A 16494-nucleotide genomic window follows, 5' to 3' on the forward strand; every position below is an offset into this window, starting at 1 on the left:
TAAATGGTTCGGGAAAGGTCTTTGAGATCCGGATAAACCGGGCAAGCAAGGACAGACAGGGGAGCCAAGTTGGTAATGTCAAATGACGCAGCGTTCGTCGAGTTTCAACGTGTCCAGAAATCTTATGACGGCGAGATCCTTGTCGTAAAGGATCTGAACCTTTCACTTCCAAAAGGTGAGTTTCTGACGATGCTTGGCCCGTCGGGTTCGGGCAAGACCACGTGTCTGATGATGCTCGCCGGGTTCGAGACGGCCACACATGGCGAAATCATGTTGGACGGGCGTCCTATCAACAATATCCCGCCGCATAAGCGGGGCATTGGGATGGTGTTCCAGAACTACGCACTGTTTCCGCACATGACTGTGGCCGAGAACCTGTCCTTCCCGCTGGAAGTTCGCAAAATCGGCAAGTCTGAGCGCGAAGAGAAAGTCAAACGGGCGCTGGATATGGTGCAGATGGGGGCCTTTGGCAGCCGCCGCCCTGCGCAATTGTCCGGTGGTCAGCAGCAGCGGATCGCCTTGGCGCGCGCGTTGGTGTTCGAGCCCGAGTTGGTTTTGATGGATGAACCGCTGGGCGCGCTTGACAAGCAGCTGCGCGAGCATATGCAATTCGAAATCACGCGTCTGGCGCATGAGCTGGGTATTACCACGGTTTACGTGACCCACGACCAGACCGAAGCGTTGACGATGTCAGATCGTGTCGCCGTGTTTGATGACGGGCGCATTCAGCAGCTTGCCCCACCTGATCTTCTGTATGAAGAACCCGAAAACAGTTTTGTGGCGCAATTCATTGGTGAAAACAACACATTGGAGGGTGTTGTTAAATCGATTGACGGCGACTCTTGCGTCGTGGCGCTGGATGACGGATCAGAGATTGACGCCAAGCCGGTGAATGTCAGCGCTGCGGGTGAACGGACCAAGGTCTCGATCCGACCCGAGCGGGTGGAATTCAATAAGGACCGTTTGCACGCGGATGCGCATACGTTGAAGGCCACTGTGAAGGAATTCATCTATATGGGTGACGTGTTCCGCTTCCGCCTGTCAGTTGCGGGGAATGATGACTTTATCATCAAAACCCGGAACGCACCGGATGCGGTTCGCCTGTCACCCGGCCAGGAAGTCGAGATTGGCTGGCTGGCTCATGACTGCCGGGCGTTGGACGCCTAAGGCATGAAGACCCCGCACCATCGGGGAAAAGAACAGCCGGATTACCCCGTGATCCGGTTCTGAAATGCAAAATCAACGGGAATAACAGGGAGTTAATCATGAAAGTTAAAACCACTCTGATGGCAAGTGCGATTGCTGCCGTTGCTGGTGGCGCGATGGCCGAAGAGATGACCATCGTGTCCTGGGGCGGCGCCTATTCCAAATCGCAGCTCAAGGCGTATCACGAGCCCTATTCGGAAAAAACGGGCGTCACCATCCTGAACGATGACAGCTCCGCCGAAGCAGTTGCCAAGCTGCGCGCCATGAATGAAGCGGGCAACATTACCTGGGATGTGGTCGACGTTGTGGCTGCGGACGCGATCCGTCTGTGCGACGAAGGTCTGGCGATGGAGATCGACCCCGACGTGCATCTGGCCGCGGCGCCCGACGGGACTTCGGCGGCGGATGACTTCGGTGATCTGCTGGTCAGTGACTGCTTTATCCCGCAGATCGTGTATTCGACCACATTTGGCTATCGCACCGATCTGGTGGGCGACACACCGCCGACCGATGTATGCGCCGTGTTCGATCTGGAAGCTTATCCAGGCAAGCGTTCGTTGGAAAAGCGTCCGATCAACAACATGGAATGGGCATTGATCTGTGACGGCGTTGCCAAAGACGATGTCTATGATGTTCTGGCGACGGCTGAAGGCCAAGATCAGGCGCTGGCCAAGCTGGACACGATCAAAGATAGCGTCGTCTGGTGGTCTGCCGGTGCTGACACACCGCAGCTTCTGGCCGATGGTGAGGTCATCATGGGTTCGACCTATAACGGTCGTCTGTTCAGCGTGATCGAAGAGCAGAAACAGCCCGTCGCCATGCTTTGGGACGCGCAGGTGTTCGATCTGGACGGCTGGATCATTCCGGCAGGTCTGAGTGAAGAACGCACGCAGCGTGCGCTGGACTACATCATGTTTGCGACCGACACGCAGCGTCTGGCGGATCAGGCCAAGTACATCTCGTATGGTCCGGCCCGTGCCTCGTCGGCTCCGCTGGTTGGTCAGCACGCCGACCTGGGTATCGACATGGCGCCGCATATGCCGACTGACCCGGAAAACGCCAAGAACACGTTCCTGTATAACTACGAGTTCTGGGCAGACTACCGCGACGACATCGACGCTAAATTCCAGGCATGGTTGGCTCAATAAGCCTGTCTTAAGTCATCGGTCGGGGCCGCAGCTGGCCCCGACCCACCAAAAAAGACCAAGGGACGCAGATGACTGACGCAACTCAATCCGGTCCGATGCTGGCTGCTGATGGTACGCCGCTGAAGAAATCTCTGGCGCGATCATTGCGCCGCCGCAAGTTGCGGGCGCTGGCCCTGATTGCACCGCTGCTATTGTTCGTTCTGCTCTCTTTCGTGATACCGATCGTTTCGATGCTGTTCCGATCGGTTGAAAACGGCATTGTGGCCGAGACCCTGCCATTGACCGTGGTCGAGTTGAAAAACTGGGATGCGGAAAGCGGCGAACTACCGGATGAGGCGCTATACGCTGCGTTCACCAAAGATATGGTCGTTGCCATTGACGCCAAGACACATACCCGGCTTGGTTCGCGCCTGAACTATGAGCAGACGGGTATGTCCTCGATGTTCCGTCGCTCGGGTCGTCAGATCAAAAAACTGGACCCGGAAACCGATGGCCCGTTCAAAGACAAGCTGATCGACATTCACGACGGTTGGGGGGATATCGAAACTTGGCGTACCATCAAGACCCACGCTGTTCCGATCACCAACGGATATTTCCTGAACGCCATCGACATGCGCCGCACGCCCGAAGGCGCGCAGGCGCAGCCTGAAGACAAGCAAATTCTGATCAAGCTGTTTGGGCGCACTTTGATGATGTCGCTGATAATCACGGCATCCTGTATACTGCTAGCCTATCCTGTGTCGTATATGCTGGCAACGCTTCCGATGCGCGTGTCGAACCTGCTTATGATCCTAGTATTACTACCATTCTGGACGTCGCTGCTGGTGCGAACTTCGGCTTGGAAGGTTATGTTGCAGCAGCAAGGTGTTATCAACGAAACTTTAGTGTGGCTTGGGTTAGTGGCCGATGATGCACGGTTGGTGATCATCAATAACCAATTCGGCACAATCATTGCGATGACGCATATCCTGCTGCCGTTCATGATCCTTCCGATGTATTCGGTCATGCAGACCATTCCGCCATCCTACACCCGCGCCGCGAAATCCATGGGCGCGACGAACTGGACGACCTTCTGGCGTATCTATTTCCCGCAATCCATTCCCGGCATCGGAGCGGGGTCGATCCTCGTGTTTATCTTGGCCATCGGCTACTACATCACGCCGGAGATCGTTGGCGGGACCAAGGGTGTCTTCATCTCGAACCGGATTGCGTACCACATTTCATCCTCGTTGAACTGGGGATTGGCTGCTGCGCTCGGGACGATCCTGCTGGCGGTCGTTCTGTTACTCTACTGGTGCTATGACAAGATCGTGGGCATCGACAACGTGAAGCTGGGATAAAGAAGATGGCAGCACTTACACCTATATCCCGCAAACCCATGTCGGTTGTCCTGCCCGCAGTGGCCATTGCTGGAGGTTTCCTGGGCATGTTCGTCGGGGCCGGGCAGGGCAGTGTATTGCTGGGCATTGTGATCGGCGCGGCTCTTATGGCGGGGCTGGCCTGGGTCTATATCAACGTTCTGGACAATGAACGTATGGCCCGCTGGATCACAATCCTCGGACTGGGCGCGCTTGGTTTGCTGTTTGCTGGCGTGACCGGCTTGATCGTTGGTTTGCTGGCTGGTTGGTTCTTTGCCTTCTTCATCTTCTGGCTTTACGAGGGGCGCTACCGACAAAAGCTGCTGCCCTATATGACAGGTCAGCAGGTTTTCTGGCACTATGCGTTCCGAGTTATCTGCGGCGCGATCTTCGTATTCCTGATCACTCCGATCCTTGTGGTTCTGCCGCTGTCGTTCAACGCGCAGGATTTCTTTACCTTCACGCCCGAGATGCTGCGGTTGGACCCCGAAGGCTATTCGCTGAAACACTACCGCGACTTCTTCACCAACAATGAATGGCAGCGCAGCTTCAAGAACTCGCTGATCATTGCACCGATTGCTACGATCATCTCGGTCTCGCTGGGGACTCTGGCGGCCATCGGCCTGAGCCAGAGCCACGTTCCGGGGAAACGGGCGATCATGGGGATCCTGATCTCGCCCATGATCGTACCGCTGATCATCTCGGCCACAGGGATGTTCTTTTTCTACAGCGATATCGGGCGCTTCCTTGAGGGCACGCTGGGCATGGACAAGAACTTTGTTGGCTATGTGAAAGTGATCCTTGCACATGCGGTTCTGGGTATCCCGTTCGTAATCATCACCGTGACCGCGACGCTGGTGGGTTTCGACCAGTCGCTGACGCGGGCCTCTGCGAATATGGGGGCAGGGCCGGTGCGGACCTTCTTCAAGATCCAGATGCCGCTGATCCTACCGGGCGTGATTTCGGGTGGCTTGTTCGCCTTCATCACTTCGTTTGACGAGGTGGTCGTGGTGCTGTTCGTCGGTTCGGCCAGCCAGAAAACGCTGCCGTGGCAGATGTTTACAGGTCTGCGCGAACAGATCAGCCCGACAATTCTGGCGGTGGCGACGATCCTGGTTGTGATCTCAATCGCGCTGTTGACCACGGTTGAATTGCTGCGCCGCCGGTCCGAGCGTCTGCGGGGTCTTTCCCCCGCTTGACGTGCGCTGCGGCGTGATTTAGCCATTGCGATATGCAGCCCGGTCACGATGGCGTCGTGACATATCTACGGGCGCATGGCTCTCGGTTCCCGAGGCCGCTTGTCCTGAACGCCGGGACTTGTGGCCGGGCACCTTTCGTCCGGCATTGCAGGAGAGAGCATGATGACAGACCTGACAAACCGCCCAGAGTTCTTCACCAGCCACAATGGCGACAAGGCCCCGTTGCCGTTCAGCAAGGCCGAATATGACCGCCGCCTGTCGGGCCTGCGCGCCATGATGGCGGCACGGGATATTCCGGCGGTGTTGCTGACTTCGATGCACAATATCGCCTATTACTCGGGCTTTTTGTATTGCGCCTTTGGCCGGCCTTACGGCTGCGTGGTGACGCAGGAGGCATGCACCACGGTGTCGGCGAATATCGACGCGGGCCAGCCGTGGCGGCGCTCGGTCGAGGAAAACGTAATCTACACGGATTGGAAACGCGACAATTACTGGCGCGCGGTGGCCAGCCTGATCGGAGGCGCGAAACGGATCGGGATCGAAGGCGATCACATGACGCTGGCCGCGCGTGATACAGCGCTGGCGATGCTGGGTCAGCCGGACCTGGTGGATGTGGCCGCTGATACGATGGCCGCCCGCATGGTGAAATCGACGGAAGAGATCGAACTGATCAAAGGCGGTGCCCGCACCGCAGATGTGGGTGGTGCGGCCATTCACGCCGCGATCCGCGAAGGCGCGACCGAGATCGAGATTGCCATGGCCGGGCGCGACGCTATGGAGGCTGAGATTGCGCGCGCATACCCGGATGCCGAATACCGCGATACCTGGGTCTGGTTTCAGTCCGGCCTGAACACAGACGGCGCGCATAACCCGGTGACCAAACGGGCGTTGCAAAAGGGGGATATTCTGTCGCTGAACACCTTCCCGATGATCTCGGGCTATTACACGGCGTTGGAGCGCACCCTGTTTCTGGGCGAACCCGACGCGGACAGCCTGCGAATCTGGAAGGCCAACGTGGCCGCGCATGAACTGGGGCTGAGCCTGATCAAACCCGGCGCGACTTGCTCGGGCATCACCGCCGAGATCAATCGGTTCTTCGCAGATGAGGGGCTGCTGCAATATCGCTCGTTTGGGTACGGCCATTCGTTCGGAGTCCTCAGCCATTACTATGGCCGCGAAGCAGGGCTGGAACTGCGTGAAGATATCGATACGGTGTTGGAACCCGGCATGGTCGTGTCAATTGAGCCGATGCTGTGGATTCCCGAAGGCCAGCCCGGTGCGGGTGGCTATCGCGAGCATGACATTCTGGTTGTCGGCGATGATGGGGCCGAGAATATCACCGGGTTCCCCTATGGGCCTGAGCATAACACGATTGTCTGACCGGATAGGCGAGAGGGGCGCTTAGCCCCTCTTTCCACGTTCGTGGAAAATGAAGCCGATGAAATTCAGCAGCACCTGCGCGGCTAGAATTTGCGTGCTTTCGGTGGGATCATAGTTCGGCGCGACCTCGACCAGATCAATGCCGACCACATCTCCGCGCTGCGCCAACCCCTGCAGGATCTCCAGCACGTCATAGTACAGAAACCCCCCGTGGCTGGGCGTGCCGGTGCCTGACGCAATCGATGGGCAAAAAGCGTCAATATCAATCGTCACATAATACCGCGCGCCTTCGGGGATGCGGGCCAGGACGCCCTCGGTTCCCAGTTTGCGGACCTGTCGCACCGACAGGATATCGGACCCCCGCGCGCGGGCGTCCTCATACCCTTCCTTCGCGGTCGAGGACACATTGCGGATGCCCAGCTGGGTCATGCCCGAAACATAGTTTTTCTCAATCGCGCGCCGCATCGGGTTGCCGTGACCAGCGGTGACGCCGTGGCGTTCGTCAACGAAATCAAGATGGGCGTCGATTTGCACCACATGGATCGGACCATTCTCGGCGCAATCCTCGGCAAAGGCGTTTATGCAGGGGATGTTGATTGAGTGATCCCCGCCGATCGTCACGGGCAGGGCACCGGCGTTCAGGATTTTCTCGACCCCGAACTGGATATTGGCGTGGCTTTCGTCGGTCTTGGTGTGGATGATATCGGCGTCCCCGATATCGACCATGCGGACCGAGCTATCCAGATAGGTTGCGTCATTCTCGTGATCATACGCTCCGGCATGGCCAAAACTAAATAGGGTCGAGGCCTCGCGCACCGCCCGCGGCCCGAACCGTGCGCCGGATCTCCATTGCGTGCCGAAATCGAACGGAGCGCCCATGATCGCCACATTTGCGTCGATCTGGTCCCAATCCTCGACATAAGGCGATTTGCCAAAGGTTGAAATCCCGACGAATGGCAGGTTCAGACGGCCACTTGCATACCCATGAGACGACATAGCGCGATTCCCGTTTCTTGTTTGTCCGTTGTAGCTTAGAAGCGTTGTCTTAAGCAGGATAGGTTTCTTTGAGGGGTGGATGGGTTGAATGTCGCCCGCCAAGGGTGTCTATCTGAGCGAAAGGTCTGAAAGGAATTGCCGTGGGACAGCACGAACTGCCACCCGAAACAGGTGTGTTCTATATCAATCTGGACCGCGTCCCCGCCCGTCGGGATTTTATGGAATCGCAGTTCGATCACGCTGGACTATCAGGTGCCACCCGGTTCAGTGCGGTTGACGGGCAGCAACCCGGAGCGTTGAACCAGAACGGCTATCTTCCCGGTTCAGGCAGCCGCTGGGGCTTAAAACAAAGCGAGATCGCCTGTTTCGAAAGCCACCGGGCCGTCTGGCAGGCCGCCGTCGACCAAAACCTGACCGCCGTGGCGATCTTTGAGGACGATGTCGAGATGTCCACAGATGCGGGCCGCGTCATTGTGGATGTACTGAACCATTCGACCGAGTATGATTTCGTTAAGCTGGACTATTCGCCCAGGTCCTTGCGATTTGGGGCAGAGCGGGATTTGGGGCAGGTGAAAGTTCGCCCCATGCTGGAAATGGCACCAAGCGCGGCGGCGTATGTGGTGTCGCATGCGGCCTGTCGCAAGTTGCTGGCATGGTCCGCGGCCTATTCCGACCATCTGGACGATTTTGTCTCGATCCCGCGTACGGATTGGCGGATGTTTCAGTGCTTTCCGGCTGTCGGTGTGCAGGTGATCTGGTCTAAGCAGCAGGCAGAAACTGTTGACGAGGTGAAGGTCAGCGAACGCTCGCAGGATCAGAAAACCAATAGCGGGTTGGACAAGGGGCCGACATGGTTCCGGTTGCGACGTGAATTGCTGGCGGCCGGGCGTAAGTTGCGCTGGCGCATGGGGGGCCAAACGCGGCTTTTGAAGCAAGGGGGATATGTCGGTTTCATCCCATGTGCCGATGATCTGAGCGTTTAGGTGCGCCGGGATTTTAACCTTTCGAAGCCCTGCGTTTAGCAATCCAAAGGCACAAGCGTTAACAAAACTGTCAGTTTGATATAATCTTCCAGTGTTGTTTACGGTTAAACAAGGGTCTGGGGGATGAGTCAGTCAATTTACGACCGCTATGGGGGCTTCAAAACGATCAGTCGGATCGTGATGACCTTCTATGAAATGGCGCTGGATTCCGATCAGATCGGCGGTCATTTCGAAGATATCGACATGCCGCGTCTGATTGATCACCAAACCAAGTTTGTGTCTTCTCTGGTTGGTGGACCTGCCTCGTTCAGTGATGACCGGATCGAGGCAGTGCATCGGCATCTGAACATCACGCATGAAGATTTCGACGAGATGGCCGATTTGTTCGGCGAAGCTCTTGCCCAGCACGGCATGGAAGACGCGCATATCAAGATTGCCTTGGGAGCCATTGAATCCAAACGCGCAATCATCGTTACGCGCTCGGCGGCATGAGCATTCAGGCGATCAACGAACAGTTGCTGCGGGCAATTGGCGTTGGTGTTGCGGTCGTGCGTGCCACGGATCTGAGCTTCGTTTTTCAGAACGGTCCGTTCATGGAATGGTTTGGGACGCCTGAACAAGGGCAAACGCTGCTGGATCTGTTCCCCGATCTGGACGCGCGCGAATTGGAGGACGTCAAGCAATCGGGCCTGCGCTATTCCGTGGAATTGCAGATCAAGCCCAAGCGCCGGACGTTGGTTTTTGCGGTCGCCGTGTCTTTGGCAAGTGGGCTGGACGAGCAGCTTCTGGTGGTCGAATGCCAGAACATCACCCGCATCCGCGAATTGGAAAGCATGATCGACAGCTATTCCTCAATGGTTGAGCGGAACACGCGTGAGTTAGAGCGCGAGAAAGAGCGTGTCGAACGTCTGCTGCTGAACCTGATGCCGCGCGCCGTGTATGAAGAGTTCAAGACATTTGGCGTGGTGACGCCGCAGCTTTATGATGAGGTCTCGGTCGTGATGCTGGACTTTGTCGGCTTCACGGACTTTGCCGCCAAGACGGACCCGACCGTGACCCTGAGCGAGTTGAATGACATTTTCACCGCCTTTGATCGCATCGTCGAACAGTTTGGCTGTGAGCGGATCAAGACCATCGGAGATGCTTATCTTGCGGTATCGGGAATGCCCGATCCAACCCCGGATCACGCAACCGCCGTTGCGCATTGTGCTGTCCGGTTCCTGCGGTATCTGGAGCGGCGCAATGAAAGCCACCCCCACAAATGGCAGGCCCGTGTCGGGTTGGGTATGGGGCCCGCAGTCGGGTCGGTAGTTGGTATACAGAAATACGTCTATGACGTATTTGGCCCGGCGGTGAACCTGGCCTCGCGCCTTCAGGTTTTTGCTAACCCGATGCATATCGTGGCGCCGGATGAGATGAAATATGCGCTGATCGACGCGTTTCAGGTTTCCGATATCGGTCGCGTCGACGTCAAAGGCATGGGTGAGATGGACTTGATCAATGTCACGTCGGGCCTGAGTATGCCGAAGCCCAAAACCGTTTTCTGATCAGTCATCCTGTGGCACAAGCCCCAGCCCCCTCAAATAAATACCGATTCCGGACTCCAGAAGATCCTCGGGAGAGAAAGGCGAACTGGCTCCGGTGTTGCGGGCGAACAGCTCCACCACACCGTGGCTCATGGCCCATATATGCGCGCTGAACATGGATGCCGGAGGCCGCTTTTCGGGCGGAATATGCTGTGACAGATCGGATGCAGCCTTTTCCAAAACCGCTTTTGCTCGGTTGGCGGCAAGGGCCAATTCTGGTGTGCGGTTGATCGAGATACCGCTTTCGAACATCGCGATATAGTGGCCAGGATGTTTGCGGGCGAAAGCCAAGTACGCGCGTCCGGTCGCTTCGAACGCGGCAAGGGCCGAGGGTTGGCCTTTGTCATAGGCGAACTGCATCAGATCCGCGAACATCTCAAACCCCTGACGGGCGGCTTCGGCGATCAGGTCCTCGCGGCCCTGATAGTGGCGATAGACGGCGGCAGGCGTCACGCCTGCGGTCTTGGCAGCTTCGGACAGGGTAAACCCGGTTGGGCCTTTTGCCTCGATCAACGATAGCGCCGCCTCGATCAGCGCCTGTTTCAGATTTCCGTGATGATAGCCGCGTTTGCTCATGCCTGTGTTAAGCGCCTTTTTTGTTTTGGCTCGTTGATCTTATGACATAATGCTGAGATGTCGGTACGTCCAACCGATCATCCGTCGGGCGCGGCCTACGCATCCCAGATATCCGGGCCCCCGCAAATTTTCGGATCGTTTGCGCCAATGGCATCCGCGTCTTTTTCGTCATAATCCACTGCGTGCAGCACGGTCCTGATTGCGGCTAGTCGAGCGCGTTTCTTGTCGTCGGACCGGACAATCGTCCACGGGCAGGTATCCGAGTGGCTGCGGGTCAGCGTCTCGGCTATGGACTGTGAATATTCCTCCCATTTACTCAACCCAGCAACGTCAATTGGGCTGAGTTTCCACTGTTTCAGAGGGTCGGTTTCACGCGCTAGAAAGCGATTAAGCTGTTCGGCCCGACCAACATTCAGCCAAAATTTGAAAAGCTGGATTCCGTCATTGACCAAACCGGTTTCAAGCGGCAGGACTTGGCGAAAGAACCGCTCGCGCTCTTCCGGTTCGCAAAACCCGAACACGTTCTCGACCACACCGCGATTGTACCAGCTGCGGTCGAAGAACACGATCTCACCGGCCGAGGGCAGGTGCGGGATGTAACGCTGGAAATACCATTGGCTGCGTTCTTGATCCGAAGGCTTGCTCAGCGCGACATTGCGCGCCCCGCGTGGATTAAGGTTTTCGCGAAAGCGCTTGATTGTGCCGCCTTTTCCTGCGGCATCTCGGCCTTCGAAGATGATTGCGATACGGCTTTCGGTTTCCTTGACCCAAGACTGCATCTTGACCAGTTCGATCTGCAATGCCTCCATCTGCTTTTCGTAGTCCTTACGCTTCATCCGTTCTTCGTAAGGATAGCTGGAGTTCAGAATATCGTCCTTGTCCGCCTTTTCGATCGCAGAGCGAACGTCTTTGGGCGCATCATTTCGAAAATATTTTTCAATGGAGCCTTTTGAGGATCGGGCCATTAGCTACCTCTCGATAAAATCCATATCCTACTATGGATTAGCGCAAGGCTTAACGCAAACCCGCCCTTTGGGCCGCGCGGTCGATGGCGGCGGCCACCTCGGGTGCAGCGACGACCTGCGGCATATGGCCGATCCCCGGCAGTTCGATCAGTTCCGCGCTGGGGATCTGTTCTATCAACCGGTGGGAATGCCAGCCCAACCCGACCGTGGTGTCGGCTGTGCCATGCACGATCTCGGTGGGAACCTCGATATCCTTATAGCGCGGTTGCAGCGCGCGAACCTCTTCTAACAGGTTGGCGCGCTGTTTTGCATTGGCATGCATCGAGGCGCTTCGGATGGTCAGGCCGGGACCGAAGTGGTCTGAATAACCTTCGGGCGCGGTTTGTGGGGAGAAAACACGGTCCAGTACCTTTTCGACATACCATTCGGGGATAAAGGCGCTGATCAGGGGAAGGGCCAGCGCGTTTCCGGCTGGGGTCGCTGCCATCCTGTTGAACCCGTCTAATGGGGTCTCCCAAGGAATGGCAGCCGGAGCGATCAACACTAGCGCCGAAATGTTTTCGGGGCGTGTCACAGCCCAGGCCAATGACACCGATCCGCCATAGCTTTGTCCGGCGACGATAGGCTTGTCCGCCCCAAGGCGCGCGGCGGCTTCTTGCAAGATTTCCGCTTGCTCGACAATAGTTTCGCCATCGGGGTTAAAGCTGGAGCTGTACCCCAGGCCAGGGCGATCAAAGACGATGACACGAAAATGCTCGGCCAGGATTGGGGCCAACGCAAAGGTCATGTCGCGCGTGTTCCCGCTGGAGCCATGGATCAACACCACATCCGGCCCTTCACCCATGACAACCGCGTGGACAGAAACGCCGTCTACGTCAACAATCTGACCTTCGGGTGGAAAGGCAGCTTCGGATCGCGCCTCATTCTGCGCTGCACGCCAGGTGGTGGTTATGGTCAGCCCGGCAACAAGCAGACCCAGAGTGACAAGCGTTTTAACGGCCAATTTGATCCATCTCGAACGGTGTGGTTTGGTAAATCTGATTAATCCAGTTGCCATAGAGCAGGTGGGCATGGCTGCGCCATCTGTTCTGCGGCGGCTGGCTCGGGTCGTCATCAGGGTAATAATTCATCGGCACATTGATAGGCGTGCCATTGGCGATATCGCGATCATATTCTTGTTTCAGCGTGTCGCTGTCATATTCGAAATGATTGAAGATATAGATCGCCCGATGTTCGGGGTCCTCAACCAGACAGGGGCCGACCTCGTCGCTGCCCAGAAGAGTCGTCAAGCCTGCGGCGCCGTCGATCTCGGGTTGTTTCATCTCGGTCCAGCGGCTGACAGGGATCACGCATTCGTCCGAAAACCCACGCAAAAACGGCGAACTGGGCACGAGATTGCGTTGTCGGAAACAGCCGAATGCCTTGGCGTCCAGCATATGTTTGCGCACGCCGTGGAAGTGATTGATCATCGCCATCCCACCCCAGCACACGCCGAAGGTCGAGTGCACGTTGGTCTGGGTCCAGTCGAAGACCTCGCTGATCTCCTCCCAATAGGTGACGTCATCGAATTCCAGATGTTCGATCGGCGCGCCGGTGATGATGAGCCCGTCAAACTTCTGGTCCTTGACCTCCTGGAACGGGCGATAGAACTCGGCCATGTGGGCGGCTGCGGTGTTCTTTGTGCGATGTTCCGTCATGCGGATCAGCGAAAGGTCGATTTGTAGCGGCGTCGCGCCGATCAGGCGGGCGAACTGGTTTTCGGTCTGAATCTTCTTGGGCATCAGATTCAGCAACCCGATCCGCAATGGACGGATGTCCTGACGCATAGCCTGATCCTCGGCCATGACCATGACGCCCTCTTGCGAGAGTACGTCAAATGCGGGCAGGTCAGCGGGGATCTTGATAGGCATCAGGTGCAAGCCTTTGGTGTTTCAGTACAGAGGCGGTAATTAAGCGCGGTTGGCGCGGGTCTCAAGGGTGCGTTCGATCAACTCATCGAAATCCGCGGCGTCACGCACATTGTGCATGTCGTTTGCGGTTACTGCCACGCCCCAGTTTTCGGCCATGGCCTGATAGCGCGGTTGGCGATGGGCAAGCGCGCGGGCATATGTCCAGCGGACAAAGGCGTCGGGGTCGACCTCGGCGGCGGTGCAGCCTTGTTCGATCAGATACTCCTCCCAGACCCGCGTCAGGAATTCGGGCTGGTAGGACATCGGTTTGGGGGCCTTGTCGAAACGGCGGATCAGCTCGGCAGTGTGGTCTTCGTCCCCCTTGAGCCAGATCATCAGGGTCTGGCGCGACAGTTCCGACAGAACCTGATCGCGCGGATCATTTGGGTCGACCCATTCACAGATAGAGCCGCCAGTATCGCAGATAAAATGCGGATATTGATAAAGGCGCTGCGCGCGGTCGATAAAGTACTCGGTGTCCAACAGGGCGTGGATCTCGGCCAGGCGGAACTGTTCCTGCCTGCGGCGGTATTCCGACAGCTCCAATCCGCCCAATGCCGGGTTGCCGGGTTTGCCGAGATAGGCGGCGACGGGGGTCAGGTTTTCGAACGAGATATTCGAGCCGATATAGATCGAATCCGTTAGAAGAAGATCACGCAGGAACGGGACCTTCATCGCTTCGGCCTTGGCGTTGTCGGTGATGTATTCGCCCATATAGCGGGTACCAATGCGGTAATCGATCGAGTAGTGGAACCAGTCGCCCGAATCCCGCAACACATTCGACACATAGGTTTTGCCCAGCCCCGACATGCCGAAGAAAAGCACTTTCTTCCGTGCCGCGCCCTGCCAGTCTTTTGCCGAGTTGTAGATCATCGACCGCTATCCCTTTTTCCAACCTTGCTAATTCGGGGCAGCGGCGGCGTCAATCACGTCTGGCCGAGCGGTTAAGGGTCAAGAGCCCGGCCGCCAGAACCGCAAAGCCCAAATAGGCTTGTGGCGGCAGGGCTTCATCCCGCAACAGGCTGCCTAAAAGGATCGCTACAGGTGGAATGACAAGCGTGACCAGCATCAGATTTCCGGCACCCGCCATGGCGAGAACGCGGTAGTACAGCAGGTATGCACCGGCAGTGGCGATGAGCGCGTAGTAGGCGATTGCCAGCCACGTTTCGGCGGGCAGGGCAAATGACGGCATCCCGTCCGTCATTAGGGAGAGCGGCAATATCATCATCGTTGATCCCGTCAGCATCCCCGCAGCGGCAACGATTGGCGAAAGATCGGCGAGGGTCGCGCGAGCCCATGCTCCGGCGAGGGCATAGGACAGGGTGCCTGCGACGATGGCCAACTGCGCCAGATTGCGCAGGTCGAAGGTGATGAAATTCTGCCAACCGATGGCGATCGTCACCCCGGTAAAGCCCAACCCAACCCCAACCGCGCGGGTCAGCGTCAAGCGTTCGTCCCGAAAGAACACCGCAGCGACCAGTACGCCGAAAATGGCAGTCGCTGCGTTCAGAATCGAGGTCAGCCCCGTTTCGATATGCAACTGAGCCCACGCCATGAGAGAGAACGGGATCGCATTGTTCAAAAGGCCCATAACCAGAAAGGCTCCCCAAACGCGGCGATCTGTGGGAATCTTTAGCCCCTTGATCCAAACGACCAGCCATAAGGCCAACATCGCCCAGAAAACCCGGTGCAACACCGAGATCATGACCGGGACCGTATCCAACGCAATACGAATCGACACGAAGGACGCGCCCCAGATTACGCCCAACAGCAAAAGTTCAGCCCATGCACGGCCTGAAAGGTATTTTTGATCCATCATGTCGGTATTTCGCACGCTGTTATGATCTAAGGCGACCCGAAAGATGCGAAAAAGGCCCCGCCGATCAGGCAGAGCCTTTCAAGTAATCACTGAATGGATCAGTCCAGCGCGTAAGTCAGCTGCAGACCGGCACTCCAAGCCGAGTTGCCGCTGAATTCACCACCAGTGGTGGTGGTGGCGTCGCCGATGTCTGTATAGCGAATGCCGCCCGAGATCTGAGCTTTCTCAATCGAGTAGGTGCCACCTACGCCAACGCTCCAGAAGCCATTGGTTGGGCCGAGGTTCGACACTTCGGAGCCTGTGTCCTTCTCATAACCGAAGGACAGGGCGCCCGAGAATTCTTCGGAGAACTGGTAGCCGACACCCAGAGCGTAGGTGAAGGTGTCATCCGCGAAGCTTACAAGTGGATCGCTGTTGGGCGGTAGGCCGGTAAAGACCGGCGGTGAAACGTCAGACTGGGGCCAGTCGACCCAACGAATCGAACCGAACACCAGAGTCTTGGGCGCAACTCCGGTCTGGAAGTCCAAGTTGACAGACTGAGGCGAGACGATCTCGGTTTCGGTGTCCTGGGTTATCAAAGGTGCGCCGGGAGCCAGTGCGTTGAACGATTCAGTAGACGATACATCGTGGGTGATTTTCGAACTGTAAACCAGCGACACACGTGCCGCGATTTCAGGGCGTTCCCACGCCACGCCGACCACGTAGCCAAAGTCAATTTCGTCGCTGAAGTCGACTTCATAGCCTAGGACAGCCGGAACTGCGACATTGGCTTCGACGCGCTGAGCGCGGACGCCGCCGATGGCACTAAAGCCTCCGCTGAACTTGTAACGCAGCAGTGCAGTGATAGCGTCAAAATCTGCGTCGGCTCTTAATACGTCGGTTCGCCCGCCCAAACCCGCAAGAACTGTTGGATTCAGTGATAGGGGATAATTTGCAGGGTAGCTAACGTCCGCACCGAAAGGTTGATCATAGATCAGGGCAAAATCCAATGTTTCGTTGATTGCCCGTTTGTAACCCAATCCCGGTGAGAAAAAGTCCTCGGCGATGTCTCCGGAGTCGACGTCCCCCAGCCCGGGTGCAAACTGTGAGCCACTGATATCGGGGTCAGCGTAGCCAAGACGTGCCTGAACTACCGAGCCTTCTTCGAAGATCAAGTTGATGCCCTGACCGCTGCGGTCCAGACCCGCCGCGTGAACGCCGGTCGCACCAACGCACAAAGCGCACGCCTGCAGAAGCGCCTTTTTCATAGAATTCCTCCCTAATACTCTCCTGACATCTGCGCGGGGATCGTGTGTGAGTGCGCGCAGTGTGGTTGCTTGGATGCTCGAT

At 57.1% G+C, this 16494-nt stretch carries 16 protein-coding genes; 8 read left to right on the forward strand and 8 right to left on the reverse strand.

Annotated features, from left to right (window positions below; translation table 11 throughout):
• Positions 1-75 precede the first annotated feature (75 nt).
• From ACR0DB_RS07775 to ACR0DB_RS07795, 5 genes are all read left to right on the forward strand, one after another.
• The gene (locus ACR0DB_RS07775) at positions 76-1167 is read left to right on the forward strand and encodes an ABC transporter ATP-binding protein (RefSeq protein WP_480549914.1); all 1092 of its coding nucleotides are present in this window, start codon (positions 76-78) and stop codon (positions 1165-1167) included.
• 98 nt (positions 1168-1265) lie between these two features.
• A complete protein-coding gene (locus tag ACR0DB_RS07780) occupies positions 1266-2354 on the forward strand; it encodes an extracellular solute-binding protein (RefSeq protein WP_170769567.1) in 1089 nt (362 codons plus the stop codon).
• Positions 2355-2422: 68 nt separating this feature from the next.
• On the forward strand, positions 2423-3694 hold the full coding sequence (locus tag ACR0DB_RS07785) for an ABC transporter permease (protein WP_480549916.1): 1272 nt from the start codon (positions 2423-2425) through the stop codon (positions 3692-3694).
• 5 nt (positions 3695-3699) lie between these two features.
• Positions 3700-4911, forward strand: a complete 1212-nt coding sequence (locus ACR0DB_RS07790; protein ID WP_480549918.1) for an ABC transporter permease — start codon at positions 3700-3702, stop codon at positions 4909-4911.
• Positions 4912-5073: 162 nt separating this feature from the next.
• Positions 5074-6291: an aminopeptidase P family protein gene (locus ACR0DB_RS07795; protein WP_480549920.1), complete on the forward strand. Its 1218-nt coding sequence runs from the start codon at positions 5074-5076 to the stop codon at positions 6289-6291.
• A 21-nt stretch (positions 6292-6312) separates the two neighbouring features.
• On the opposite strand, the gene speB is transcribed toward ACR0DB_RS07795, so the two are convergent.
• A complete protein-coding gene (gene speB / locus ACR0DB_RS07800) occupies positions 6313-7287 on the reverse strand; it encodes an agmatinase (RefSeq protein ID WP_480549922.1) in 975 nt (324 codons plus the stop codon).
• A 140-nt stretch (positions 7288-7427) separates the two neighbouring features.
• Here speB and ACR0DB_RS07805 point away from each other — a divergent pair, with 140 nt between their 5' ends.
• From ACR0DB_RS07805 to ACR0DB_RS07815, 3 genes are all read left to right on the forward strand, one after another.
• A complete protein-coding gene (locus ACR0DB_RS07805) occupies positions 7428-8270 on the forward strand; it encodes a glycosyltransferase family 25 protein (protein ID WP_170784624.1) in 843 nt (280 codons plus the stop codon).
• A gap of 123 nt (positions 8271-8393) precedes the next feature.
• The gene (locus ACR0DB_RS07810) at positions 8394-8762 is read left to right on the forward strand and encodes a group I truncated hemoglobin (RefSeq protein ID WP_170788595.1); all 369 of its coding nucleotides are present in this window, start codon (positions 8394-8396) and stop codon (positions 8760-8762) included.
• On the forward strand, positions 8759-9817 hold the full coding sequence (locus ACR0DB_RS07815) for an adenylate/guanylate cyclase domain-containing protein (protein WP_480549924.1): 1059 nt from the start codon (positions 8759-8761) through the stop codon (positions 9815-9817). The genes ACR0DB_RS07810 and ACR0DB_RS07815 overlap by 4 nt, the downstream gene beginning before the upstream one ends.
• On the opposite strand, the gene ACR0DB_RS07820 is transcribed toward ACR0DB_RS07815, so the two are convergent.
• From ACR0DB_RS07820 to ACR0DB_RS07850, 7 genes are all read right to left on the reverse strand, one after another.
• Complete coding sequence (locus ACR0DB_RS07820) at positions 9818-10432, reverse strand: TetR/AcrR family transcriptional regulator (RefSeq protein WP_480549926.1); 615 nt, start codon at positions 10430-10432, stop codon at positions 9818-9820. It lies immediately after the preceding gene.
• A 95-nt stretch (positions 10433-10527) separates the two neighbouring features.
• Positions 10528-11397, reverse strand: coding sequence for a polyphosphate kinase 2 (gene ppk2 / locus ACR0DB_RS07825; RefSeq protein WP_170769576.1), 870 nt, complete (start codon positions 11395-11397; stop codon positions 10528-10530).
• A gap of 49 nt (positions 11398-11446) precedes the next feature.
• Positions 11447-12400 carry an alpha/beta fold hydrolase gene (locus ACR0DB_RS07830; protein WP_480549928.1) on the reverse strand — a complete coding sequence of 318 codons (954 nt, stop codon included), beginning with the start codon at positions 12398-12400 and terminating at the stop codon, positions 11447-11449.
• Positions 12390-13307 (reverse strand): homoserine O-acetyltransferase MetA, encoded by a 918-nt coding sequence (gene metA, locus ACR0DB_RS07835; RefSeq protein WP_170769578.1) that lies wholly within the window; start codon positions 13305-13307, stop codon positions 12390-12392. Before metA ends, ACR0DB_RS07830 begins: the two co-directional genes overlap by 11 nt.
• 39 nt (positions 13308-13346) lie before the next feature.
• Positions 13347-14219 carry an ATPase gene (locus ACR0DB_RS07840; protein WP_170769579.1) on the reverse strand — a complete coding sequence of 291 codons (873 nt, stop codon included), beginning with the start codon at positions 14217-14219 and terminating at the stop codon, positions 13347-13349.
• A gap of 49 nt (positions 14220-14268) precedes the next feature.
• Positions 14269-15165 (reverse strand): DMT family transporter, encoded by an 897-nt coding sequence (locus ACR0DB_RS07845; RefSeq protein ID WP_480549930.1) that lies wholly within the window; start codon positions 15163-15165, stop codon positions 14269-14271.
• 98 nt (positions 15166-15263) lie between these two features.
• Positions 15264-16412 carry an OmpP1/FadL family transporter gene (locus ACR0DB_RS07850; protein WP_170788600.1) on the reverse strand — a complete coding sequence of 383 codons (1149 nt, stop codon included), beginning with the start codon at positions 16410-16412 and terminating at the stop codon, positions 15264-15266.
• Between the last annotated feature and the right edge of the window lie 82 nt (positions 16413-16494).

This window comes from Ruegeria sp. AB6 (assembly GCF_056542685.1).